The organism is Bacillus sp. XT-4, assembly GCF_050864245.1.
In the GTDB taxonomy this organism is placed as follows: domain Bacteria; phylum Bacillota; class Bacilli; order Bacillales; family Bacillaceae; genus Bacillus; species Bacillus altitudinis.
On sequence record NZ_JBPAFI010000024.1, the window covers coordinates 1 to 608 of the forward strand.

Sequence of the window (608 nt, forward strand, 5' to 3'; positions counted from 1 at the left end):
ACTGGTGTAACTGGAGATACTGGACCTACCGGTGCCACTGGTGTAACTGGTGATACCGGACCTACCGGTGCTACTGGAGCCACTGGTGCTACTGGAGATACCGGGCCTACTGGTGCCACTGGTGTAACTGGAGATACTGGGCCTACTGGTGCCACTGGTGTAACTGGAGATACTGGGCCTACCGGTGCTACTGGTGTAACTGGTGATACCGGTCCTACTGGTGCGACTGGAGTTACTGGAGATACCGGTGTAGGATTAACAGGAATTGAAGCGTTTGATCCGGTAGTAAGTCCTACTTACCCGGTAGGGCAAGTAGTGACCTTTAATGGCAGTACGTATGTAGTAAATACTGCACCACCGACAGGTACACCAGATACTTCCCCAGACTACACATTACTGGCTGCAGCAGGATCAACTGGAGATACTGGACCTACCGGTGCCACTGGTGTAACTGGTGATACCGGACCTACCGGTGCTACTGGAGCCACTGGTGCTACTGGAGATACCGGGCCTACTGGTGCCACTGGTGTAACTGGAGATACTGGTCCAACCGGTGATACTGGTGTAACTGGAGATACTGGGCCTACTGGTGCCACTGGAGTTACTGG

The 608-nt window shown here is 53.6% G+C and carries 1 pseudogene; it reads left to right on the top strand.

What is annotated here, in order from left to right:
• Positions 1–608, top strand: a pseudogene (locus ACRRMM_RS19140) (hypothetical protein); the annotation flags it as partial.